Annotated in this window: 25 protein-coding genes; 7 read left to right on the top strand and 18 right to left on the bottom strand. The window is 63.9% G+C overall.

The features are described from left to right. Positions 1–128: 128 nt before the first annotated feature. The 10 genes from MUY37_RS11020 to hisG form a co-directional block, all read right to left on the bottom strand. A complete protein-coding gene (locus MUY37_RS11020; protein ID WP_499195412.1) occupies positions 129–1052 on the bottom strand; it encodes an acyl-CoA thioesterase in 924 nt (307 codons plus the stop codon). Between the two features lie 21 nt (positions 1053–1073). After that, positions 1074–2111 carry a hypothetical protein gene (locus MUY37_RS11025; protein ID WP_499195413.1) on the bottom strand — a complete coding sequence of 346 codons (1038 nt, stop codon included), beginning with the start codon at positions 2109–2111 and terminating at the stop codon, positions 1074–1076. Then, the gene (locus MUY37_RS11030) at positions 2108–3139 is read right to left on the bottom strand and encodes a GNAT family N-acetyltransferase (protein WP_499195414.1); all 1032 of its coding nucleotides are present in this window, start codon (positions 3137–3139) and stop codon (positions 2108–2110) included. Before MUY37_RS11030 ends, MUY37_RS11025 begins: the two co-directional genes overlap by 4 nt. 23 nt (positions 3140–3162) lie before the next feature. Continuing rightward, positions 3163–4035, bottom strand: coding sequence for a cupin-like domain-containing protein (locus MUY37_RS11035; protein ID WP_499195415.1), 873 nt, complete (start codon positions 4033–4035; stop codon positions 3163–3165). Further along, positions 4032–5207, bottom strand: coding sequence for a GNAT family N-acetyltransferase (locus MUY37_RS11040; RefSeq protein WP_499195416.1), 1176 nt, complete (start codon positions 5205–5207; stop codon positions 4032–4034). The genes MUY37_RS11035 and MUY37_RS11040 overlap by 4 nt, the downstream gene beginning before the upstream one ends. 127 nt (positions 5208–5334) lie before the next feature. Further along, positions 5335–7431 (bottom strand): sodium-translocating pyrophosphatase, encoded by a 2097-nt coding sequence (locus MUY37_RS11045; protein WP_499195417.1) that lies wholly within the window; start codon positions 7429–7431, stop codon positions 5335–5337. Between the two features lie 150 nt (positions 7432–7581). Continuing rightward, positions 7582–8442 (bottom strand): thiamine-phosphate kinase, encoded by an 861-nt coding sequence (thiL, locus tag MUY37_RS11050; protein WP_499195418.1) that lies wholly within the window; start codon positions 8440–8442, stop codon positions 7582–7584. A gap of 127 nt (positions 8443–8569) precedes the next feature. Further along, positions 8570–9037 (bottom strand): transcription antitermination factor NusB, encoded by a 468-nt coding sequence (gene nusB, locus MUY37_RS11055; RefSeq protein WP_499195419.1) that lies wholly within the window; start codon positions 9035–9037, stop codon positions 8570–8572. Further along, positions 9034–10323: a histidinol dehydrogenase gene (gene hisD, locus MUY37_RS11060; protein WP_499195420.1), complete on the bottom strand. Its 1290-nt coding sequence runs from the start codon at positions 10321–10323 to the stop codon at positions 9034–9036. Before hisD ends, nusB begins: the two co-directional genes overlap by 4 nt. Then, a complete protein-coding gene (gene hisG, locus MUY37_RS11065) occupies positions 10323–10979 on the bottom strand; it encodes an ATP phosphoribosyltransferase (protein WP_115416302.1) in 657 nt (218 codons plus the stop codon). Before hisG ends, hisD begins: the two co-directional genes overlap by 1 nt. 36 nt (positions 10980–11015) lie before the next feature. On the opposite strand from hisG, the gene MUY37_RS11070 reads away from it, so the two are divergent. Further along, positions 11016–12107: a DUF2332 domain-containing protein gene (locus MUY37_RS11070; protein WP_499195421.1), complete on the top strand. Its 1092-nt coding sequence runs from the start codon at positions 11016–11018 to the stop codon at positions 12105–12107. Here MUY37_RS11070 and MUY37_RS11075 read toward each other — a convergent pair whose 3' ends face one another. The 4 genes from MUY37_RS11075 to MUY37_RS11090 are packed head-to-tail and all read right to left on the bottom strand — an operon-like array spanning position 12108 to position 14991. After that, on the bottom strand, positions 12108–13010 hold the full coding sequence (locus MUY37_RS11075) for an alpha/beta fold hydrolase (RefSeq protein ID WP_499195422.1): 903 nt from the start codon (positions 13008–13010) through the stop codon (positions 12108–12110). It abuts the gene before it with no gap. 2 nt (positions 13011–13012) lie between these two features. After that, positions 13013–13828 carry an SDR family NAD(P)-dependent oxidoreductase gene (locus MUY37_RS11080; protein ID WP_499195423.1) on the bottom strand — a complete coding sequence of 272 codons (816 nt, stop codon included), beginning with the start codon at positions 13826–13828 and terminating at the stop codon, positions 13013–13015. A 10-nt stretch (positions 13829–13838) separates the two neighbouring features. After that, on the bottom strand, positions 13839–14729 hold the full coding sequence (locus MUY37_RS11085; protein ID WP_499195424.1) for a pirin family protein: 891 nt from the start codon (positions 14727–14729) through the stop codon (positions 13839–13841). A gap of 13 nt (positions 14730–14742) precedes the next feature. Next, positions 14743–14991 carry a BolA family protein gene (locus MUY37_RS11090; protein WP_499195718.1) on the bottom strand — a complete coding sequence of 83 codons (249 nt, stop codon included), beginning with the start codon at positions 14989–14991 and terminating at the stop codon, positions 14743–14745. Positions 14992–15074: 83 nt separating this feature from the next. Here MUY37_RS11090 and MUY37_RS11095 point away from each other — a divergent pair, with 83 nt between their 5' ends. Then, complete coding sequence (locus MUY37_RS11095) at positions 15075–15668, top strand: DnaJ domain-containing protein (protein ID WP_499195425.1); 594 nt, start codon at positions 15075–15077, stop codon at positions 15666–15668. On the opposite strand, the gene MUY37_RS11100 is transcribed toward MUY37_RS11095, so the two are convergent. Together MUY37_RS11100 and MUY37_RS11105 are read right to left on the bottom strand one after the other, a co-directional pair. Next, positions 15665–16057: a DUF302 domain-containing protein gene (locus MUY37_RS11100; protein WP_499195426.1), complete on the bottom strand. Its 393-nt coding sequence runs from the start codon at positions 16055–16057 to the stop codon at positions 15665–15667. The genes MUY37_RS11095 and MUY37_RS11100 overlap by 4 nt on opposite strands. Before the next feature lie 116 nt (positions 16058–16173). Continuing rightward, positions 16174–17019, bottom strand: coding sequence for an oxygenase MpaB family protein (locus tag MUY37_RS11105; RefSeq protein WP_499195719.1), 846 nt, complete (start codon positions 17017–17019; stop codon positions 16174–16176). A 107-nt stretch (positions 17020–17126) separates the two neighbouring features. Between MUY37_RS11105 and cobS the strand changes: the two genes are divergently transcribed. Further along, positions 17127–18119 carry a cobaltochelatase subunit CobS gene (gene cobS / locus MUY37_RS11110; protein WP_499195427.1) on the top strand — a complete coding sequence of 331 codons (993 nt, stop codon included), beginning with the start codon at positions 17127–17129 and terminating at the stop codon, positions 18117–18119. Positions 18120–18168: 49 nt separating this feature from the next. Then, positions 18169–20370 (top strand): transglycosylase domain-containing protein, encoded by a 2202-nt coding sequence (locus tag MUY37_RS11115; protein WP_499195428.1) that lies wholly within the window; start codon positions 18169–18171, stop codon positions 20368–20370. Here the strand turns inward: MUY37_RS11115 and MUY37_RS11120 are convergent. Beyond that, positions 20367–20774: a PaaI family thioesterase gene (locus tag MUY37_RS11120; RefSeq protein ID WP_499195429.1), complete on the bottom strand. Its 408-nt coding sequence runs from the start codon at positions 20772–20774 to the stop codon at positions 20367–20369. The genes MUY37_RS11115 and MUY37_RS11120 overlap by 4 nt on opposite strands. A 1-nt stretch (position 20775) precedes the next feature. Beyond that, positions 20776–21222: a PaaI family thioesterase gene (locus tag MUY37_RS11125; RefSeq protein WP_499195430.1), complete on the bottom strand. Its 447-nt coding sequence runs from the start codon at positions 21220–21222 to the stop codon at positions 20776–20778. Between the two features lie 132 nt (positions 21223–21354). On the opposite strand from MUY37_RS11125, the gene MUY37_RS11130 reads away from it, so the two are divergent. The 3 genes from MUY37_RS11130 to MUY37_RS11140 all read left to right on the top strand — a co-directional run bounded on the left by MUY37_RS11130 (position 21355) and on the right by MUY37_RS11140 (position 23382). After that, complete coding sequence (locus MUY37_RS11130) at positions 21355–21507, top strand: hypothetical protein (protein ID WP_499195431.1); 153 nt, start codon at positions 21355–21357, stop codon at positions 21505–21507. A gap of 88 nt (positions 21508–21595) precedes the next feature. After that, positions 21596–22498, top strand: coding sequence for a hypothetical protein (locus MUY37_RS11135; protein WP_499195432.1), 903 nt, complete (start codon positions 21596–21598; stop codon positions 22496–22498). After that, positions 22486–23382, top strand: coding sequence for a transposase (locus MUY37_RS11140; protein ID WP_499195433.1), 897 nt, complete (start codon positions 22486–22488; stop codon positions 23380–23382). The genes MUY37_RS11135 and MUY37_RS11140 overlap by 13 nt, the downstream gene beginning before the upstream one ends. The last annotated feature ends 163 nt before the right edge of the window (positions 23383–23545 follow it).

Genomic DNA, 23545 nt, shown 5'->3' on the forward strand with positions numbered 1-23545 from the left:
CGTCACCCTGGCATGGGGTTTTCGGCCTAAATATTTGTAAATAAAGCAAAATATCCTGTTGGATTTGCCGGACACCGCTGTCACCTTGTGTCACCTACAAGCAGACGGTGGGCCGTCCGGCGGCGGCGCTATTTAGCGATGCGTTTGCGCATCATGCCTTCTTGCGCCACGCTCGCTATCAGTTCGCCCTGGCGGTTGAAGATGCGGCCACGGTTGAAGCCGCGCCCGCCGCCGCTCCACGGGCTGTCGGTGGCGTAGAGCAGCCATTCGTCGGCGCGCGCCGGGCGGTGAAACCAGATCGCATGGTCGAGGCTGGCGCCGACCAGTTCGCCGCGCATCCAGCTCAGGCCATGCGGCAGCGCGCTGGTGCCGAGCAGCGTATAGTCGCTGGCATAGGCAATCACCGCGCGGTGCAGCGCCGGGTCGTCCTCGATCGCGGGCAGCGGCGCGGCGGTGCGGAACCAGCTATGCGCCGTCGGTGCGCGCGGCTCGCTGTTCATCCAGTGCAGCCGGTCGACCGTGCGCATCTCGATCGGACGCGGACGCAGCACGAGGGCGCGCTGCTGCTCGGTCATGCGGTCACCCGCACGCTCGACCATGGCGTGGCGCATTTCCATGTCGCTCTTGAGCTCCTCGGGCGGGGCGACATCGGGCATGGTCACATCGTCGTGGGCGAGGCCGTCCTCGGGGCGTTGGAAACTGGCGGTGAGGTTGAGGATCGGGCGCTGCGTGCCATCCTCCTCCGGCTGGCTCGCGACCACGCGGCGGTTGGCGAAGCTGCGGCCGTCGAAATCGCGCGCGGTGGCGTAGGCGATGTCGAGGCCTTCCTTGCCGCCGCGCAGGAAATAAGCGTGGAGCGAATGCGCCTCCAGCCCTTCGGGGGCGGTCGCCTGCGCGGCCTGCAGTGCCTGCGCGATGACCTGACCGCCAAATACGCGGCCCACGCCGCCGGGCTGCTGCGGGGCAGTGAAGGCGTCCTCGCCCCGGCGGGTGACGGTCAGCAGGCGGACGAGGCCTGTGACGAGCTCTTCAGGTTTCTTTTCCGTACTCACCTGACGGGCTTTGCGGGCGGTTTACGTTTGCGTCAAGCGTCCACCGGTCTGCCATTGCCGGAACGCATAGGCGGCAAGGCCGAGCGACAGGAACAACTCGCGATATTCCGAGCTGTCGAACATCATCAGCATCGTGGGGCCGAGGAGCAGATGGATAAGCTGGCCGATCGCGATCCAGACGGCGAGACCGATCCACAGCGCCCGCTCGCGCATGTCCATGGCGCTGCTGGCGAAAGCAATGCAGGCGAACAGGCCGATCCAGAAGGCCGCCTGGACGGGAAGCAGGGTCCAGTGGCTGTAGGTGAACACCAGCATCGGCGCAGAGATCGCGGCCACCGTGCGGTCGGGGAGGAGGGCGGCAAAGGATTGGACGAATGGCCATCGCGCGGCGTCGCTTTCGCGGATTAGCGGGAGGAGTATCAGGAACAAACCGGTGCCGGAGTAAAGCACCAGTTCCGTGAGATCGGTCTGGAAATTGTGCAGGTTGAACTCGCCCTGCCAGTTGCGCGCCGCGACGCTTTCCGGCGTGTCGAAGCCGATCTGGCGCTGGAACCAGCTCACTTCCTCGCCGCCCATGAGCAGAAACAGAAGCGCGAAACCGGCCGCGCCGAGCAGGTGAAGGCGTCGGCATGGCAGGGCGCCATCGGCGCGCCAGAGGCCGAGAAAGCGCGAGGCCATGAAGCCGGAAGCGCCGAAAAGCAACAACGCGCTGAACCATTCGATCGCCCCATCCTCCGCGCCGACAAGGGCGTAGGTACGTGGGCTGGCGGCAAGCAGGATCGTGGCGGCAACCGTCAGAGCGACGACCAGCCCGGTAAGCTGGCGCGCGCCACGGGAAAGCGGTTCGGCGCGCAGGCCGGGGCGGGCGAGGGCGAGCACCAGCGCGGCACACAGCGCGGCAGAGATGCCACGCCGCGTCCAATGCCAGTCGCTATGCAATGGGGCCTCTTCGCGCGCGAAAGGCCAGCCGAAAGCCCATTGCTCATATGCCATCATGCCGATCTGGAAACCGGCCAGCAGACCTGCGGCAAGGAGAATGAAACGGGCCGAACGTGTCAAACGGGGCGCTCCCACCAGCGCCGCAGGGCTGTGGCGAGAAGCGCCCCGCGTACGAACAGGAGATCGACCATGTCGGGCCCCGCTTCGGCGCCCATCTCGCTTTTATACCCGGCATCGCCAAGGCCCCAGCTTATCCGCTCGGTTCCGTGCGCGGCGGCGCGGGCGAAGTCCTCGTAAAGCAGGACCCTGCCGGGGCCGAATTGGGTAAAGCGTTCGTCGAAATTGTTGGCGATGTAATAGCGCACGCCGTCGGCCTGAATTCCGAAGGTGAAGGCCGCCGGAACCTCTCCGATCCACATCACGCTGCCAAAGAGCATTTCCGCAAGCACGCGATCGTTGCACAGGTCTTCCCAGTATCGGCGCATCGCCGGATCGCGGAACTTGGTGTCGCCGCCATCGTCGAGCTTGCCCAGCCAGCTCGAGGCCTCGATCCTCGCCATCGCGTCGCGGTGGTCGGAGGTCCAGTCCGCACCGGTGAAGCACACCGTCCGCAGGGGGCCTCCGTCTTCCTCCAGCCGCCGCTTGCGCCAGCGGTTTTTGCGCCGCGTCTTGGAGGACGGCCAGCCATCGTCGGCGGCGAGCGCCGCGAGGTCGAGTTCGAAGACTTTTCCGAGCGGGCGGGAAAGAACCTGCCAGCCGGCCATCCGCGAGGCCCGTATCAGGGTTTCCAGCGACGCATCGCCCGTCTCGACAGGACCGAGGCGCCAGACACGGCCAAGATCGTTCTTGTGCCGGGCCAGGGCGCGGGACAGGTCCGACGCGGCTATGCGGTGCGCGACGGGGATTCCGCGAAACGGCCAGTAACAGCCGCCCACTTCGCGAAGCACGAGCGGACCCTTGCGGCGTTCCACAAGGGCGAAGGCGGCACAGGGCGAGCCCGCGTCATCGGTCGCGACGAAGCTGGTTGCCGGCGCAGGGTTGCCCACCGCGAACCACCGATGGCGCAGAAAAGCGCGATCGGCCGGACCCGATGTCGCGAGGGCATCGAAGATCGCCGCTTCGCCAGCACGCTGCTCGTTATGCGTCACGGACCTCTTCCGGCATGGGGTTCCTAGCTTCCGAATGCCCTGCGCCAGGCCCGAAACGCCAGCGATTTCGTCTGGTTGCTCGCCGGCCAACGCCCCGGCGCCTTGGGTTCGATGCCCAGTTTGCGCACGAGCCCGTTGAAGCACCGTGCCCCTGCCTCGGCATAGCTCCACTCGCTGCGCCAGGTGATCGACAGCGAGATGGAGCTTTCCGGCCCGTTGCGCACGAAATGCGGCGCCATCACCGGAACGAACACCGCTTCGCCGGGCCCAATGGAATAGGGAGTGCCCGCGGCTATCATATCCTCGGTCCAGGGCAATTCGCGCGGCCCACCGAGATGATAGCTCTCATGAACCTCGTCGGGAGCGTAGCGTGCATCGCCTGCCGGAAACTGCGTCATCACCTTGCTGCCCCTGAGTTGGAGCAGGATGTTGTGTTCGGGATCGAAATGATAGGGGGTGACGGCATGCGGGCTCGAGATGAAGATGAAGCCCTGCGGTGTCAGCATCTCGCCGGTCTTGGTCTCGATCGCGGGACGCAGCTCTTCGAGCAGATCCATCAACAGCGCCCTGTATGCGGGGGCCTGTTCGATATTCTTCAGCACCGCCCAGCTTTCGCTGGTGGCGATGTGGCGGATCGTGTCGCCGATCGTCATGCCGTTTCCACCGGGCTTGCCATCGATACCGATCGGCAGGTCGCCGCGATTGTATTCGATCGAGCTCTGCGGCAGCGCCGCGCCGAGTTCGGCCAGGGCGTCGAGGGTCAACCGCTCATCGTCTTGCAGATTGTGGTGCAGGACATGCGGGGTTTCGGGATAGGCGCGGCTGAAGGCCTCGCGCGATTCCTCCGGGAAAGCAGCACTTGCCTTGCGCGAGAGCACCGGATCGTGCGCAGTCATTGTCGTTTCTCCTCTCGGCGCAGTTCGATGGCCGACAAGACGGCTCCGATCGAACGACGCAGTTTCCCTCCAATTCCCACGGTCACCATCGCGATTTCGCGGCGATCCGACCAGATCTGTTCGATCATGGGATGACCGGGCGCGGCGCAGCTATCCGAGATGTCGATATCGCTGCGTTCGAGCATAGCGAGATTTTCGACCTGCAGGAGCATGCCGGGAGACAGTTTCGCGTAACTTTCTTCGAAGGCCGTCTTGAAACCGAAACTTATCGGCGGCGTCACGAAGGTACACAGCATGGCAATGGGCTTGCCATCGAGATGAAACGCCAATCGTTCCAGACGGCCGCAACGGGCCGCTCCGTGCAGACCTTCGCGAAACAGGGCCGCGGTCTCGGGCGCGCTCGATAGCGATGATCCCCGCGCGCCCTTCCAGCCGGCGCGTTCAAGCGCGAGGAACGATTCGATCCAGTCCTCAAGCGCATCGGTGTCCGTTTGTCGGGAAAAGACGAGCTCGCCCGCTTCCTCCAGCCGCCGACGCTTGCGGCTCAGTTCCTTGCGCCGCTTCTTTTCCATGGCAGCATTCATATGCTCTTGCGGCGACAACCCCTTGCGCAGTGCTGCGCGTTGGACCGTCTTCACCGGCCTGAAGCAACGACCCGAACAGGCGGCCAGTTCACCAAGCGTTTCAAAAGCGGTGCCATCGGTCGGCAAGTTGGCAAGATGAAGGAACAGGCTCGCGCGATGGTTCCGGTCGCACCAGTCGAGCATATGCTCCCAGAAAAGGTGCGAATACCCTTCGGCCACCAGTGGTTCGCCGCAAAAACTGTTGGCGTGCAGCCAATTGGCAAGATGCGGAACGAACCGGCCATGATAGTTCGTGCCGTACCGGATCGGCATGATACCGGCCAGTTTGCCACCAACGGCCAAGATGGCGATACGCACGCTGCCCTGCGGATCGAACTGTTCGAGCGATGGTTTCAAAAACCAGCGCTCGCAGAAAGGGTTGGGGGTCGGCGCTGTGCACGCCAGTTCGTGCCACGCAGCCTCGGGTATCGTGTCGATGACCTCGCGCCATGGCCGCACGGAAAAACCATCCGGCAAAGCCGGACAGGCCCTGCGGTCCACGGACAAGCCATGCCATCGGGCGTCGATGAGGTCTGCGATGCGCGTCACAAGGTCCCTTCCGTCACCCGTGCCGTATAGGGGTAAGGGGCTTAGACTCGGTTAACGCGGCAAAAACGAAAAGGCGGAGGTACCCGTCGGTCCCTCCGCCCCGTTTCTATAAGGAAGATTGGACAGATCAGCCCGCCGCAAGCGCTGCCAGCAGCAGCAATGCGACGATGTTGGTGATCTTGATCATCGGGTTCACGGCCGGTCCCGCAGTGTCCTTATAGGGGTCGCCAACGGTGTCGCCGGTCACGGCAGCCTTGTGGGCTTCACTGCCCTTGCCGCCGTGATTGCCGTCTTCGATGTATTTCTTCGCATTGTCCCATGCGCCGCCACCGGCGGTCATGGACAGGGCGACGAAGATACCGCCGATGATCACGCCGAGCAACAATGCGCCGACCGCTGCGAAGGCGTTTTCCTGACCGGCCAGTAGGTCGATCGCGAAGTAAACCACGATCGGTGCCAGCAGCGGCAGCATCGAGGGGATGATCATCTCCTTGATGGCAGCCTTGGTCACGAGGTCGACGGTCTTTGCGTAGTTCGGCTTGCTGGTTCCGGCCATGATGCCCGGATCAGCAGCGAACTGCTCGCGCACATCGACCACGACGTCACCGGCAGCGCGGCCCACGGCGGTCATGCCCATCGCACCGAACAGATACGGGAGCAGCGCGCCGAGAAGCAGGCCAACGATCACATAGGGGTTCTCGAGGCTGAAATTGACGTTCGCATCCGGAAACAGCTTTGCCAGATCGGTCGTGTAGGCAGCGAAGAGTACCAGCGCGCCGAGCCCTGCCGAACCGATGGCATAGCCCTTTGTCACGGCCTTGGTGGTGTTGCCCACGGCGTCGAGCATGTCGGTCTTTTCACGAACGCTTTCGTCGAGACCGGCCATTTCGGCGATACCGCCTGCATTGTCCGTTACCGGCCCGTAGGCGTCGAGTGCCACGACCATGCCAGCAAGGGCCAGCATGGCAGTGGCCGCATAGGCGATGCCCATCAGGCCTGCGAGCTGGAAGGTGCCGATGATGCCCGCCACGATCACGAGAGTGGGCAGCGCGGTCGATTCAAGGCTGATGGCAAGGCCCTGGATCACATTGGTGCCGTGGCCCGTTTCCGAAGCCTTGGCGATCGAGCGCACCGGACGATAGTTCGTGCCGGTGTAATACTCGGTGATCCAGATGATCAGGCCGGTAATCGCAAGACCGATCAACGAGCAGTAGAACAGCATGCGTCCGCTGAACTCGGTGCCCTGGATCTGCGTGGTCATGCTGCCGAGCGCATAGTCCATAACCAACCAGATCAGCGGCACGGCCAGCACGGCGGTGACGATGAAGCCCTTGTACATCGCGCCCATCACATTGGTGCTGCCCTTGCCGAGCTTCACGAAATAGGTCCCGATGATGCTGGTGACGATGCATGCACCGCCGATCAGAAGCGGCAGCGCCATCATCGGCATCAGAAGTTCGCCCAGCGCATCGCCGAAGAGCAGCGCGGTGAGCACCATGGTTGCACCGACAGTCACGACATAGGTTTCGAACAGATCGGCGGCCATGCCGGCACAGTCGCCGACATTGTCGCCGACATTGTCGGCAATCACCGCCGGGTTGCGCGGATCGTCTTCGGGAATGCCTGCTTCCACCTTGCCGACGAGATCGGCGCCGACGTCGGCAGCCTTGGTGAAGATACCGCCGCCCAAGCGCGCGAAGATCGAAATCAGCGAAGCGCCGAAGGCAAGACCGACGAGGCCGTAGACTACTTCGTCGCTGTCAGCGGCAAATCCTGCCGGACCGGCTAGGTACCAAAAGAACACGGCCATCGAGAGCAGGGCGAGGCCCGCCACGAGCATGCCGGTGATGGCGCCGGCCCGGAAAGCCAGGGTCAGGCCCTGCTGCAGCCCGCTCTGTGCGGCAGCCGCGGTACGCACATTCGAGCGCACCGAAATGTTCATCCCGATAAAGCCCGCAACGCCCGACAGGACCGCGCCGATGACGAAGCCGATCGCCGGGAAAGTGCCGAGAAACACGAACACCAAGACGGCGACGACGACGCCGACAATGCCGATCGTGGTATACTGGCGCTTCAGATAGGCCTGCGCGCCTTCCTGGATGGCGCCTGCGATTTCCTGCATTTTTTCATTGCCGGCGCCTGCATTGAGCACCTGGCGGCTGGTGACGAAGCCGTACACGACGGCCAGCAGTCCCAGCACAATGGCTATGAGAACTAAGTCCACGAAAAATCCCCTCCCGTTTGGTTTTTTGATTATGCGACCCGGCGCGGGAAACGCCGGAACATATGTGAAGGGGTATAAGCGGCATCTGTTACGTGACAAGGCCGAACTGCGCAGCGATCCGCGTGTGTCGATCGCCCGCCGTACAAGCGATCAATGCCGGTAGCCGAGGCCGTCTTCGGGATCGAGAATGCGCCCATCGAGCGAAAGGAACGGCTGTGCGCCTTCCACCATCCCGATCCGCGCGGCCCGCACAGGCAAGTCGGTCGAGACCGGAGCCGTAAACAGAAGCTGATAATCGTCGCCCCAGCGGATGCATTCGTCGAAGCGGCCAGTATCGGCCACGGGGATCGCCTCGCTCTCGAGCGCGAAGCCGAGCCCGCTTGCGCGCGCCATGCGCCAGCAGTCTAGCAGCAGCCCGTCCGAGACATCCATCATCGCGCCGACATGCGGTGCCAACGCGCGTCCTTCGTTCAGGAGCGGGCGAGGGCGCCGATATGCGAGGTCGTTGACATCGCCCGAGCCGCGTTCGGACATCCCGAGATTTGCCCGACCGAGCACGCCCGTGACATAGATCGCCTCACCGCTGCGAGCGCCGCGCCTGTCGGGTACGGGCGTATGTGTGGCCCTGCCGATTGCCGTGCAGCCCCATACGCGGCGCCCGTCGGCTCGCACCGTGTCCCCGCCGAGGAGAGGGGTGCCATACTCGTCCAGAACCTCGCGAAGGCCGGCGACGAACCGGTCGTCCCCGGTGCCGAGCATGTGCGAGACAAGCACGCCGACCGGCTCCGCACCTTTCGCCGCGAGGTCCGACAAATTCACCGCGACCAGCTTCCAGGCGATATCTGCGAGGTCTTCGTCCTCGCGAACGTGGACGCCCTGGATCAGCGTGTCATGGGTGAGAACGAGGGTCTCGCCGCCAATTTCGACCACTGCGGCATCGTCTTCGAGCCCGCGCGCGGCGGGGTTGTTCGCTATCGCCTTCAGCGCATCGATAAAATCCAGTTCCGCCATCACGCTACCCCGTCGCCCCGGTCTCCGAGCCGGGGTCCAGCTTCCTTTGCCGATCGGCGGCTGGAAGCAAGGCATCTGGACCCCGGATCAAGTCCGGGGCGACGGTGGTGAAGGGAGGCGAGCGCCCTCAGCGCCCGGCCTCTCTGGCCACTGCGTCGAGGATGCCGTTGACGAACTTCGCCTCGCGATCGTCGAAAAACGCCTTGGCGACATCGACATATTCGCTGATCGCGCTGGCCTTGGGGACATCGGGGCGGGCAAGCAGTTCATAGGCGCCCGCGCGCAGGATTTGCAGCATGGTTTTGTCGAGCCGCGCCAGCGTCCACCCATCGGCCAAGCGTGCCGTCAGTCTTTCATCGATCTCCTCGCGCCGCGCGTCCACACCGCTGACGAGATCGTCGAAGAAATCGACGTCGGCATCGGCATACTCTTCGTCCTCGATCACGCGGCCGAGACGATGCTGGTGGAACTCGTCGAGCAGCTTGGCGAGCTTGGTGCCCTCCATCTGCTGCTGATAGAGCGCCTGGACGGCACCGAGGCGGGCGGCGCTCCTCGCTTGGGTTTTGGGGGCCTGGGACTTGGAGTTCTGGTTCATTTCAGTCTCGTGGAAATCGATAGGGCATGCGCGGGGAGGCCTTCCGCCTCGGCCAGCCTGACCGCCGCCGGACCGATCGCCGCGAGCGCCGCTTCGGAGGCGTCGATAAAGCTGGTGCGCTTCATGAAGTCGAGCACCGACAACCCGCTGGCAAAGCGGGCGCGGCGGCCGGTGGGAAGGACGTGATTAGGCCCGGCGATATAATCGCCCACGGCTTCGGGTGTGTGCCGACCGAGGAAGACGCTGCCCGCATGGCGTAGGTGATCGAACAGCACTTGCGGGTCGTCCACCATCAGCTCGACATGCTCGGCGGCCAGGCGGTCCGACAGGGCGGGGGCCTGATCGAGGCTGTCGACGATCAGAATCAGCCCGTGCGCGTCCCAGCTCGCCTTGGCGGTCTTGGCGGTCGGCAGTTTCATCAGCGCCAGATCGATCGCATCCTCGACCTGCCGGGCGAGACTCTCGCTGTCGGTGATGAGGATCGACTGGCTGGTGGGATCGTGCTCGGCCTGGCTGAGCAGGTCGGCAGCGATCCATTCGGGATCGTTGTTTGCGTCCGCGATGACGAGAATTTCGCTCGGCCCGGCGACCATGTCGATGCCGACCACGCCGTAAAGCTGACGTTTCGCTTCGGCGACCCAGGCATTGCCCGGACCCGCAATCACATCGACCTTGCCGATCCGCTGCGTGCCATAAGCGAGCGCGGCCACGGCCTGTGCGCCGCCGATGCGCCAGATTTCGTCCACGCCCGCAATATGCGCCGCGGCCAGAACCAGCGGATTGATCTCGCCCTTGGGTGTAGGCGTCGTCACCACCAAACGATGGACTCCGGCCACCTTGGCGGGGATCGCGTTCATCAACAGCGAAGAAGGATAGGCCGCCCGTCCGCCGGGCACATAAAGTCCCGCCGCATCGACCGCATTCCATCGCGCACCAAGGCGCATGCCTATATCGTCGGTATAGTCGCGATCGTCGGGGAGCTGGCCTTCGTGATAGGCGCGGATGCGGCTCGCCGCCATCTCCAGCGCCTCGCGCAGATCGGCATGGAGCGCGCCGTGGGCGGCGCGGCATTCTTCCGCCGAAATCTGCCAATTGCCGTCGTCACCAAGCCCATGATTGTCGAAGCGCGCGGTATAGTCGACCAAGGCGTCGTCGCCGCGCTCGCGTACTTCGTTGATAATCGCGGCGACGTCGCGCCCGACCTGCCGGTCGCTCTCGCGGCGGTTGCGCACCACGCGGGCAAAGGCATTCTCGAAGCCATCGTCCGAAATCCGCAGCAATTGCATCAGGCGGCCTCGCGCCTGGCCGCATCGGCGCGGAACGCTTCGACCAGCGCAGCGACGCGGGGATCGGTCTTGAGTGCAGCGCGGTTGACGATCAGTCGCGCTGAAATGTCGAGGATACGGCTCGTCTCGACCAGGCCGTTTTCGCGCAGCGTCGTTCCCGTGGAAACGAGATCGACGATCCGTCCGGCCAGGCCCAGTTCGGGCGCAATTTCCATCGCGCCATTGAGCTTCACGCATTCGGCCTGGATACCCTGCCGCTCGAAATGGCGACGGGTAAGATTGGGATACTTGGTCGCAACGCGCAGATGGCTGGCCCCGTCGATACTCGCCCCGCCTTCCTTCGGCTCCGCCACGGCCAGATGGCAATGCCCGATATCGAGATCGACCGGCGCATAGAGGTCGGCATAGTCGAATTCCTCGATCACGTCCGATCCGACAATACCCATCTGTGCAGCGCCGTGGGCGACGAACGTCGCCACGTCGAATGCGCGGACCCGGATCAGGCGCATATCCTCGCGCGTGGTGGCGAAGGTCAGTGATCGGTTGGCCTTGTCGTGAAAACCTTCCTCAGGCACCACGCCGGCACGGGCCATCACGGGCAGCGCCTCGTCGAGAATGCGGCCCTTGGGAACGGCGAAGGTCAGGCTGTCGTTCATGGCATGGGCAGATAGGCAGCAGCGGGACAAAGGGCAATGGCGATCGACAAGGCGAGATACGTGGCGATCGATCCGGATGCGACCGGGCCGGAGGCGGTTGCCAGAGCCTTCGAGAACCAGGTTGCCTATTGCCGCGACAATGGTGCGCCGATCACCGCGCAGATATGCCAGTCATTGCGCGAATTGCTCGACACCGACCGCGGTGGTGCGGTGATGCGCCGTGTGCGACGCTGGGCGGGACCGGCCCTTTCCGATGCTCTGCCCCTGCGCGTGGTGGGCGGTCTGCATGCGCTTCACCTGGGCGGCGAGGAACTCTCAATCGGACCCATCTATGAAGGCTTGGATCCGACGAATGCGACCGAGTTGATCGCCAATGCGATCGAGCGTCACGAAGCCTTCCTCCTGCCGTGGCTCGATGGTCCGCCGCAGACGAACGAGGCGGGGCGCTCGTCGGGTTTCGCCGCCGCTTTCCTGTGGTTGGTCGATCGGGGGCTTCCCGGCGATTTCGATCTGCTCGAAATCGGCTCCAGCGCGGGCATCAACCTGATGTTGCGGCGCTATCGCTATAATCTTGGCGGTGTGGAAGTGGGGCCAAAGGCCGCGCGCCTGCAGATGACCCCCGAATGGTGCGGTAGTCCGCCGCCCGAGGGCGATTTCGATATCGTCGGGGCTGCGGGCTGCGATGTCGCGCCGGTCGATCTGACCGACGCGGCACAGGCGCTGCGCCTCAAGGCCTATATCTGGCCCGAATTCACCGAACGGTTTGCCCGCATGGACGCGGCGATCGAAGCCGCGAAGACGTTTCCGCCCGAGATCGTGCGCATGCGGGCTGCCGATTTTCTCGCCGAACGTCTCGATAGGCCCCAGCAGCAAGGTACCACGCGTGTGCTCATGCATTCGGTGGTGTGGCAGTATGTCCCGCAGGCAGAGCAGGAGCGGATTGTCGAACTGATGGAACAGGCGGGCGGCCGTGCAGGTGAAAGCACGCCGCTTGCCTGGGTCAGCCTCGAAGCCAATCGCGATACGCACCGGCACGAACTGACGGTCAGCTACTGGCCGGATGGCGACATGCGCCGAAGGCTGGCAACGGCGCATCCCCATGGCAAGTGGGTCGAATGGCGCGGCTGATCAGCCGGTCTTCTCCAGGAAGGCATCGGCAGCGGCGTTGAAGGCCTCGGGCTTCTCCCACTGCACGAAATGGCCGCATCCAGGCACCTGCACCACCTCGGGATTCTCGATCACCTCGTCCAGTCCCTCGAGATTGGCGGGCGGCAACGCCAGATCCTCCATCGCCCAGATGACCAGCGTCGGGACCGTCAGTCTGGGCAGCGGGTAAGGCTGGTAGTCTTCGGGCAGTTCGTAAGGAGCATCCAGCGGCAGAACCTCTATCGGGCTGGCCCGGTAATAGTTGAGCATGCCGAATGCGGCTTCCGGGTCGGACCAGTCCTTTAGCAGCGCGGCCTGTTCCTCGGGTTCCATGATGGTCGTCACCTGGCCTTCGAAAACCTTCATAAGCAGGGCGGCCAAGCCGTGCTCGCGCACCAGCGCATCATTGCCCGTATCGCGGAAGTCGCGGAAGTACTGGCTCGCCGCGCGCTGCGCCTCGTTTGTATACAGCAGCTTGGGAAACAGCACCGGATGCGGCGCATTGGCGATGATCGTGCGGGTCACGCGGCCGTTCATCATCCCGGCATAGGCGACACCCCAGGCGATCGCGCCGCCCCAATCGTGGCCGACGATGGTGAATTTGTCGACACCCAGCGCATCGGCGAGCAGGAAAACGTCGCCGACCAGCTTGTCGGGCGTATAGGCTTCGACCTCCTGCGGCTTGGACGATCCGCGATAGCCGCGCTGGTCTGGCGCGATGCACCGGAATCTGTCCGAGAAATGTGCGATCTGGTTGCGCCAGGTGCGGTGGCTTTCGGGAAAGCCGTGAAGGAAAATCAATACCGGCGCATCGCGTGGCCCTTCATCGACCACGTCGAGTTCGATCCCGTTGGCGAGCGCGACCCGCTTCTGTTCGAGTGCCATGCTCAGCCTTCCGCCTTCATCTTGTCCATATAGCCCGCCGCGACCATGCCCGCGACCTGGTCGAGCAATTGATCGGGCGTGCGGCGCATTTCGCCCATCGCCTCTTCCATGCCTTCGGCCACGATGATTTCGCGCTGTTTGGCTTCGACCGCGTCGACGATCCGTCTGGCGGCCTCGTCCGGGGCTATGCCACTGTCGATCACCTGATCGCTGCGTCCGCGTTTGCTGCCATCGGCGGTCAGCGCGTTGCGGCTGACATCGGTCGCCACCGATCCGGGGCACACGACATGGACAGAAACCCCTTCCTGCGAAAGCTCGGCCCTCAGCGCGTCGGCATAGCCGATCAGTCCGAATTTCGCCGCGCAATAGGCGGTGCGCATCGGCACGCCGACCTTGCCTGCGATCGAGCTGATAAACAGCAGCGTTCCCGACTGGCGTTCGATCAGATGCGGCAGCAGCGCCTGTGTCGCGGCGATCTGTGCGGTGAGGTCGATATCGATGATCTCGCGATAGACGGAAATGTCGGTGTCGATTGCCGCGCTGCGCTGCGATACCCCGGCATTGGCTACGAAGATATCGACACCGCCCTGCCAGGCGATGGCCTTGCCCGTCGCTGCCCGCATGGCCTCGTCGTCGCGCACGTCGAAGGGCAGGATCAGCGTCTCCGTGGCGATGCCTTCCGCCACGCTGGCGAGCCTCGCTTCGTCGCGGCCCGACAGGATGATGCGCGCACCGCGGCTTGCCCATTCGCGCGCCAGAGCCGCACCTATGCCGCTGCTCGCGCCCGTGATCCAGGCGGTCTTACCTTCGAAACTCATGAATTCCCCTTTACGGATAGGTAACGGTCTTGGGCGCCCCATCGGGCAGGGGGATGAATTCCTCCTCATCGCCCGGAACTTTGGGAAAGCGGCCCTCGCGCCAGTCTTCCTTGGCCTGATTGATCCTCTCGCGGCTGGAGCTGACGAAGTTCCACCACGCATGGCGCTTCGTCTCGAAGGCTTCGCCGCCGAGCAGCACGACCCGCGCGCCGCTCCTGCTCTCGAGCGTCATGTCGCGCCCGGGCTGGAGCACGGCGAGTTCGAACTCCTTGAGCGCATGGCCGTCCACGCTTGCCTCGCCCCCCACCAGCATGACCGCCCGTTCATCGGCGTCTTCCTCCAGCGGGATCGCCCCGCCTGCGCCGAGCACGATTTCGGCATAAATAGTGTCGGCATAGGTCGTGGTCGGCGCGCGTTCGCCCCATAGCTCGCCCATGATGACCGTGGCCGTGGCGCGCCCATCCTCGATCACGGGCAGATCGGTATTCGCTTCGAAGGCCGGATCGATCTCTTCGCGCCCGTCGGGCAGCGCCAGCCAGGTCTGCATACCGTACAGCTTCGCCCCTACCTTTCGTTCGTCCGCGGGCGAGCGTTCCGAATGGACGATGCCCCTGCCGGCAGTCATCAGATTCACCTGCCCGGGGCGGATGGTCGAGAAACTGCCCAGACTGTCGCGATGGTCGATCGCGCCCTCAAACAGCCAGGTCACGGTGGCGAGGTTGATATGCGGATGGGGACGCACGTCCATACCGCTGCCAAGATCGAGCTGCGCCGGGCCAAACTGGTCGACGAAGATGAAGGGGCCGACCATGGTGCGGGCCTTCGACGGCAACACCCTTCGCACTTCGAACTGTCCGAGATCGTGGGTGACCGGGGTCAGCGTCTGCTCGAACAGGGCCATGCGCTTGCGTCTCCTAGCTGGTGGGGGTCGATGCCTGGATGGCGAGGGCATGGACCCGTTCGCCCGGAATGTCACCCAGCGCCTTGTTGACCATGCGCTGGCGTTCGAGACGCGATTTCTCGGCAAAGGCGGCAGCCTCGATCACCACGGTAAAGTGCGATTCTCCGCTGCCGTCGTCGCCCGCGTGACCAGAGTGCTTGGCGCTGTCGTTGATTACCTCGAGCCGGGTGGGCTCGAACGCATCGATCAAGAGGCGTTCCATTTCCTGTTGGACGGTACCTGCCACGGGTTCGATTCTCCTTCTCGGGGTTTGCATAGCGCGTTTCGCTCCCCATTCTAGAACGAATGCGCCGGACAAGGTTTCACGGAAGGTACGAAGAAAGCGGCAAAGTGTGCGCGCACCCCGCCTGCGAGGAGGCGGGCGAATTCCGCGCACCGGGCGGACGCGGGCATGGATTCGACGGTCCGGGCGAGTGGCGCTGGCTGTGTCTCGACCATGTGCGCGAATTCAATGCAGGCTACGACTGGTTCGAGGGAATGAGCGCCGAGGAAGTCTTCGCCGCGCAGGCGCCGGGCGCCGGTTGGCGCACCGAAAGCCCCAGCTTCCGCCCGACGGCGGGGGTCGATGGGATGCCGCGCTGGGCCGATTTCGACGATCCGCTCGATGCGATCTCGGCGCGTGCGGCCGGGATCAAGAGCCGCGCCCGGCGCGAGGCGGAGATGGCAATGGATGGTCGCTTCAGCCGCGAGGAGGCCGAGGCGCTGGAGGCGATGGGGCTGGGGCTCGACACCGATCGCCGCCGCCTGCGTCGTCGCTATTCGGAACTCGTGCGCCGCTACCATCCCGACCGAAACGGCGGCGATCGGCAATATGAGACACGGCTCAACCGGGTGGTGGAAGCTTATCAGATGCTGCGGAAATCGCGCGCGATCGCCTAGCCCCCGAGCATGTCGATCGCGGTGGCCAGCTTGTTCCGGATTTCGCGGGCCGCCCGGTCGAGATCGGGATTGTCGATTGCCTGCATCGAAGCGACCGGATCGATGGCGGCGACTTCGACCAGGCCCTTGTGCACCTGTTGCACGATCACATTGCAGGGCAGCATGGTGCCGACTTTGTCTTCGAGCTGCAAAGCGGCATGCGCTGCCTTCGGGTTGCATGCCCCCAGGATGGTATAGGGCCGGAAATCCTTGCCCAGCTTGTCCTTGAACGTCGCGCTCATATCGATCCGGGTGACGATGCCGAAGCCCTGATCCGCCAAGGCACGTTCGACCTGCGGCATCGCATCCTCGAAAGTTTCGTGCATGTGGGTGGACAAATAATACGACAAGGGTGCCTCCTCTTTCTAGAACAAACGACTTCCGCGCTTCAGGTTCCGCGGAGCCGGGACGGTATTACGATCTTCGCGCCGCGCGGATGATGGAACCCGGCACGCAACTGCTTTGGCTAGCCTTGTCGGAAGGCCCAGCGCAGCGTTTTACCCATGCCCCATGTCGCCGCGCGGGCCGGTATCGCCGCGAGGCCCGGTCGCTCCAGGCCGAGCATCGAGCGGGCGAAAGGCGGGAGCAGGGCGACCGCTTCCACCCCGAGCAGGGTCTGGACGGCCGGGGGCGTGCCTTCGGGGCGCTGGGTAAGCACGAGTTGGGCAATCTCGCGCGCCGCCGGTGAACTTGTCAGGTCGGCGCGCAGGTCGCGAAATATCGTTTCGGCCTCGCGGCGGTTCTCCGGTACCGGATCGGCGCCCAATGCGCGGGCGACAAGAGCGAATTGGCGATAGTATTCGTCCTGCTCAGCGCCGTGCATGTCCGGCTTAACGTGGCGGATGTAGGCGGCGAGAAAGCTGGTCGCCTCGGCAACGTGGACCCAGGCGAGGGTGCGCGGGTCGGTGGCCGAATAGGGAGAGCCGTCGGGCAATGTACCGGAAACCCGCGCATGTATCCGGTTTACCCGCTCGATTGCCTCCATGGCGTCGTCGCGGTGGCCGAAGGATGTAACCGCGATGAAACGTGCGGTCCGTCGCAACCGGCCATGCATGTCGCTGCGGAAGTTCGAATGGTCGAGCACCCCCTGGAGCGCATGCGGATGGAGCATCTGCAGCAACAGGCCTCGGATTCCGCCGACCATCATCGCCACGATATCGGCGTGAACCATGCGGATCGGACTGTCCCGCTCGAACAGAGCCTCGTCGGACGGCGGCACCGGCTTCTGTCCGCCTTCGACGTCGTTGAACACGCCGCGCACCCGCTCGACGAGCTTGAAGCGGAGGCGTTCGGAAAGCGGTGTCGGCGGCATCGGGGTGACTATGCGGCGGCTCGGGTGGCGAGTCGAGTGCCTCTTGGGCCGTGCCGCGATTTCGTTGCTTGCAGCCACCTATCCATCCGTCTAACCCGCTTCGCGCGATGAATGACATGACCGACAAGACCTTCGACGCCGCCGCCAAGACCGTGCTCGCCGCGCCCGACATCACCGTCGATGTGCGCGAGACCTTCGGGATCGATATCGATTGGCAGGTACCCGCTTTCTCCAAGCCGGACGAACGCACACCCGATCTCGACGAGGCCTATGTCTTCGATCCGGACACGACGCTCGCGATCCTCGCCGGCTTCGCCCACGACCGGCGCGTGATGGTGCAGGGCTATCACGGCACGGGGAAGTCGACGCATATCGAACAGGTCGCGGCGCGCCTCAATTGGCCGTGCATTCGCATCAATCTCGATGCGCATATCAGCCGTATCGACCTGGTCGGGCGCGATGCCATCGTGCTGCGCGACGGGTTACAGGTGACCGAATTCCGCGAAGGCTTGCTGCCCTGGGCGCTCCAGCATCCGGTCGCGCTGGTGTTCGACGAATACGACGCGGGACGCCCGGATGTGATGTTCGTGATCCAGCGCGTGCTCGAACAACAGGGCAAGCTGACCTTGCTCGATCAGAACCGTGTGATCCGGCCCGACCCGAATTTCCGTCTCTTCGCCACCGCCAACACGGTGGGCCTCGGCGATACGAGCGGGCTGTATCATGGGACCCAGCAGATCAACCAGGGCCAGATGGACCGCTGGAACATCGTGGTCGGCCTGAACTATCTGCCCGCCGAAACCGAGCAGGAAATCGTCGAGGCGAAGAATCCGGATATCGATCCGAAGATCCTTGCCGATATGATCAAGGTTGCCGATCTGTCGCGGCAGGGCTTCATCAACGGCGATATCAGCACGGTGATGAGCCCGCGTACCGTCATCACCTGGGCGCAGAACTACGCCATCTTCAAGGATGTCGGCTTCTCCTTCCGCCTCAGCTTCCTCAACAAATGCGACGAGGAAGAACGTATGCTGGTGGCCGAATACTACCAGCGTGTGTTCGGTGAGGACCTGCCCGAAAGCGTGGTCGGGAAGAGTTAAGGATAGACCCCCTATGAATTACTGTGTTGTTAGATTAACACAGTAGGCGATGGGCGTTTTCGATTCCTTCCGGCGCAAGGCCGAACCGCAGGCGGAGTTCTCTCCGCATCGCGGCTATTACGCCACGCATGACGGGCTGGATTACGACGACTGGGACAGCCGCCTCGACCGGCTCGACAGTGCGCTTGCGGCCGAAGAGAAGAAGCGCCTGCGTTTCTGGCAGCGCGACTATTGGCGTGATCGCCGAAAACGCTGGTGGGCGGGGCGAATTCTCGCCGGGCTCCTCGCCCTGTTCATCCTCCTCGTCACCTGGCTGGCGATCACTGCGCCGCTGTCCAAATCGCTCGAGCCGATCGCGGCGCCGCAGATCACGCTCCTGGCCGCCGACGGCACGCCAATCGCCCGCAATGGCGCTATTACCGACGAGCCGGTCGTGGTGTCCGAACTCCCGGCCCATGTGATCGAAGCTTTCCTCGCGACCGAGGACCGGCGCTTCTATTCGCATTGGGGCGTCGACCCGCGCGGGATTGCGCGCGCCGCCTGGACGGGCACTGGCGGCGGCAGCACGATCACGCAGCAGCTCGCCAAATTCACCTTCCTCACTCCCGAGCGCACATTGTCACGCAAGGCGCGCGAGGCGCTGATTGCTTTGTGGCTCGAAGGTTGGCTGACCAAGGACGAAATCCTCAGCCGCTATCTCTCCAACGCCTATTTCGGCGACAACGTCTACGGTCTGCGCGCGGCGAGCCTGCACTATTTCTATCGCAAGCCCGAGAACCTGAAACCCAACCAGGCTGCGATGCTCGCCGGCTTGTTGCAGGCGCCCAGCGCCTACGCGCCGACCAAGCATTACGACCGGGCGGAAAAACGCATGCGGATCGTGGTGCAGTCGATGGTCGCCGCAGGCTATCTCACCGAGGCGGAAGCGCGCGCGATGAAGCCACCCGCGCTCGATGTGCGCACGCGCAACGATCTCCCCACGGGTACCTATTTCGCCGATTGGGCGCTGCCCGAAGCGCGCGACTCCACCGAGCAGGGCTATGCCCGCCAGACACTGACCACCACACTCGACAGCCGGTTGCAGAACATTGCCCGGCAAGTGACGCAGCGCGCGCCGCTGGGCGAGGCGCAGGTCGCGCTGGTCGCAATGCGGCGCAATGGCGAGGTCGTCGCGATGATCGGCGGCAAGGACTATGCGAAATCGCCGTTCAACCGCGCGACGCAGGCCAAGCGCCAGCCCGGATCGACTTTCAAGCTGTTCGTCTATCTGGCCGCTCTGCGCGCCGGGTGGAGCCCCGAAGACAGAATTGCCAATACCGAGATCACCGAGGGAAGCTATCGACCCAAAAATGCGCGCGAGCGCTATTCGGAAAGCCTGACGCTGGAAGAGGCTTTCGCACAGTCGAGCAATGTCGCCGCAGTCCGCCTGCTGGGCGAGGTGGGCAGTGAAAAAGTCATCGCGACCGCTCGTGATCTCGGGGTCACGTCACCTCTCGCCCAGGGCGATCCGAGCCTGGCCCTGGGAACCTCGACCATGTCGCTGCTCGAATTGACCGCAGCCTATGCCGCGGTTGCCGCCAATGAATATCCGGTCGAGCCCCACGCCTTCGCCCGTCCCGAGCGCGGCTTTTTCGAAAACCTGTGGGATGGGCCGTCGAGCCTGTCGTCCTCCACCCATTCGGAGATGGAGCGGATGCTGCGCTCGGCGATCAACGAGGGCACGGGGCGCGCAGCGATGTTGCGCGGGCCGAACTATGGCAAGACCGGGACCACACAGGACAATCGCGATGCGCTGTTCGTCGGCTATGCCGGTGATCTCGTGGTCGGCGTATGGATCGGCAATGACGACAATTCGCCGCTTGCCGGGGGGATCAGCGGCGGGGGATTGCCGGCGCGGATCTGGCGCGATTTCATGAACCGCGCGATGAATGTGAAAGCAGCGCCGAGCCAGCCTGCGCCCCGCGAACAGGATGACCCGGGCGGACCGATCGAGCCGCTCGACGTCCCGGAGATCGATGATATTCCAATCGGCGATGGCAATTCACGCCTGCGCATCCGCGAGGGCGAAGCGGTTTTTTCGACGGAAATCGACGGGATTCCGGTCGATATTACCTTCGGTGAAGGCGGTGTGGCGATCGACGAAGAAGCTATCGAAGAAGCGCGCAGGCGAGCCGATGAGCGCCGTTACGATGCCATCCGCGACCGGCGCGACGAAAGGTTGCGCGAAATGGAACAGGACGCGCGCAATTAACCTTCCGGGCTCGCCACCAGAACATTCATCACGGCTGTCGCCACCGGGCGAGTGCGATCGTCCTGCCATGCTTCGACAGTGATATTGGCACTGCGTCGCCCCAGTTTGGTCACGCGGCCCAGCGCATAGCTGGTGCGGCTTTTGCCCGCCGCGAGATACTGCACCGTGATGTTGATCGGCTTGAGCATCGCCTCCCGGCTCTGGCGCCCAAGTTCCGCGCGCAATGCGGCATAGCCCGCCGTTTCCAGAAGCCCCCCGGTGGCCCCTCCGTGATAATGCTCGGGACGGCCTTCCACGGTTTCTTCGAACGGAACCGAGAGGATCGGAATACCGTCCTCCCAGCTTTCGACAGTAATGCCGAGCGAACGGGCATAGGGTGTGAGTGCTTCGATTTCTTGAGCCATGTCAGAGCCTCGGGGCGGCGGCGATTTTCATGAACACCGCCTGGATATGAGCCACCGGATCCTCCGCATCGCCATCATGGGCAAGGCCCCGGACGAAGGCGGCGCTGCGCGTCAGGCGATAGCATTGCGAACGCCCGAACACGCTGGCCCCTTCGCGGGCAGGGCGCACGTAATCGACGCGTAGATCGAGCGTGGCGATGGCGGTGAAATCGTCCATCGCGCGCCAGATCGCCATGCCGCTGGCCATGTCCATCAGGCTGAGAATGGGGCCGGAAGCCAACACCCGCTGCCCCTCTTCGCCGAGCAGGTCCTCGCGCCAGGGCAGTTCCAGCTCGACCCAATCGTCGCCGTGGTCCGAATATTGCAGCCCGAGCCAGCCCGCATGTCCCCGACCCGTAAGGAAGGAGGTTGCCTTCGATGGATCGAATTTTCGCGCTTTCTCGCTCATTGCCGAGTGCGATAGCCGCACAAATCGGGGGCTTTCAATGTTTTAATTTCAGTTCGACGTACCTTGCCGCCAGCTTTGCCGTCGGTGGACGGGGGCATCGGGTCGGGGTCCACCGGATTGCAGGAGCATTTCATGACTTTACCCAAGATCGATTTGGCCAGCCTGGCGGAACTGGAAGGGGCCGTGGGCCTCTTTGGCAGCCTGGCTGCTGTGGCGTCGGACGATACGATCGTGGCGATCATGGTCTACGTCCACGATATGACGCAGGTCGAACTGTTGTTCTAAGCGCATAGCGAAGATCATGTATGTCGACCTGCGGATAGGCGCGTTGCGCGGAGACCGTATCGCGCAACGCGCAATGCAAGAAGCGGTTATGTCGGCCGCGGAGGATTGCCGCAGGGAGGGCGGGCTATCCCGGGTTGTCGGCGAACTGGAGGACTATGGGGCTGGGGCGGAGCTGGCGGAATGCGGGGCGCTACAACGCCTGGTCGGCGCGGAGGAGGCGGCGCGAGCGGTCATCCTGCCGATGATTGAGCGTCTGGTGAGGCAACAGCGCGAGACACCGTTGGCTCAACTCTCCTTGCGCCATCAGTCCGGCGCGGGTTTTCATTTCCTCCAACTCGCGGCCAAGGGTTCGGCCACTCTGGGCCTGGCGCTCCATGATGGAATGGTGCCGGCTACATCGCACGTCGTTGCGACCTTCCCCGATGCAGATCGGCATGAGATAGTCCTTGTCGGCGGGGCCGAGATCGAAGCCCTGCGGATCGTGACGGATTGCGGAGATCGGGTGGAAGTCGACCGGACTGCTCGGCGTGTCGGCCGTGGCGATTGCATCGTTCTTGCCGGCGCGGACTGTTCGCGTGTCGTGCGACGGGTGCGTGGATGCATGCTCACCTTGCGGCTGGCGCGGGTAGGGGATCGTCCGCGCCCGACCCGTCAGGTCGATCTCGCTTCGGGAAAGGTGGTTCACAAGGCAAGTGGCAATAGGCGTGAGAGCCAGCATGAGATGATGGTTGCACTGCTGGGGCGAATGAAGCGGAGTGATGCCGCGCCGGTATTTGCGGACGTTGCCCGGTCGGGGAGCGATCATGTGCGCTGGCAGGCGCTGCGCGAATGCCTGGCGCTGAATACGGGCCTGGGCATGGATCTCCTCAGGACATTCGCCTCCGACTCTTCCGATCCGCTCCATTCCCCTGCACGCGGCCTGCTTTCTCAGCTTGTCGAGCGGTATCCAGAATTGGAACAGGCCGAAGAAATGCTGCCATGCCGCGCGTGATCGCCAATACCCAGTCGGGTGCCGCAAGCCTGGAGGAAACCATCGATACGATTGCCCGGGGCTTCGATCCCCGGGACGATGCCAGCACGGACGAAGCCGCCGCAGCGCTGGAACGTCTGGCCAATAACCGGACCTTTCTTGGCGATATGATGATCGAGCAATTGCGCGAACGGCACCGCGATACCTTCGAAGACAGCGCTTACGGCCCCCAGGCGATTGTGCTGTCACCGCTGATCGGAGACTGCTTCCTGCGTGCCAACATCTGGCCGAGCGAGAGCGAAACCTGTTTTCGGACCAGCGGCGCGAAGAGCTTCGTCTACGGTGTCCCGCACGATCACAATTTCGATTTCCTCACCGCAGGCTATTTCGGCCCCGGCTATCGGAGCGACTATTTCGAAATCGTCTATGAAGACATTGCGGGTTATCGCGGCGAGAGGGCGGAACTGCGATTTGTCGAACGCAGCGCGCTGGCGCAGGGCAGGCTGCTGCATTATCGCGCGCATAGGGATGTGCATTCCCAGCTGCCGCCCGAATCAACTTCGGTTTCGCTCAACATCATGCATGTGGATGCAGGGCAGGAGTGGTTCGACCAGTACGGCTTCGATCTCGATCGGGGTGAGGTCATGTGCCGACTCAATCCTTGCGCAAACGAGTCATTCCTGCGCTGCGCGGTTGCGCTCGAAAGCGTCGAGGCTCTGGACCTTGCCGAGCAGTTCGGTCGTGACCATCCCAGCGGGCGCATGCGGCTAGCCTGCTTCGAGGCGCGATCCGGCCTGTTGCACAGCGATGCCGAGCGTGACGATCTGTGGCGGGACGCCGAACTGGCAGGCGATCTGATGTTGGCGCGCGAAGCTCAACTCCGCCGCGCCATGCTTCAACTATGAAGCCTGGCGAACAGGGCGAAACGGAAGATCGCGCACACGGTCCCGATTATCGCCCGGGTCCCGGAGCGGGGCTGGGTCGCGGTGGAGAAACTCAGTATGAGAATATAGCAATTCGCCCGGGGCAAAGTGCCTGAGACCATCGATCCGCCGCCTTTTAAGGCGC

This window comes from Qipengyuania sp. ABI-127-1 (assembly GCA_022953095.1).
In the GTDB taxonomy this organism is placed as follows: Bacteria; Pseudomonadota; Alphaproteobacteria; order Sphingomonadales; family Sphingomonadaceae; genus Qipengyuania.